1 pseudogene is annotated in these 230 nt (G+C 63.5%); it reads right to left on the bottom strand.

From position 1 onward, the window contains the following. Positions 1-230: pseudogene (locus AAEY83_RS19000) on the bottom strand (hypothetical protein); the annotation flags it as partial.

The following is a 230-nucleotide window of genomic DNA, read 5'->3' as shown; positions in this document are numbered from 1 at the left end:
AGGTTGAAGCGGAAGAACTTGTGCTGCGCATCCAGCGCCACCGGGGCAGAGGCGCCGAGGCCGAAGAAATGGATCTGTCGGGCCTGGATCAACAGGTCGACGGCGCGGCTGATCAGATTCGGGTCGAGCGCCTGGCAAGCACTGTCCAGGGAAGCGATGGCGCTGCCGAAAATCTTCTGCGTGTACGCCTCGGGATTGTCGTCAGCCTCGACCGCGCGGCTGACATACGC

Source organism: Psychrobacter sp. TB20-MNA-CIBAN-0197, assembly GCF_040309765.1.
GTDB classification, from domain to species: Bacteria; Pseudomonadota; Gammaproteobacteria; order Pseudomonadales; family Moraxellaceae; genus Psychrobacter; species Psychrobacter submarinus.
Note: the sequence above shows the minus strand (reverse complement) of the source record. Positions and strands in the feature narration are given on the sequence as shown.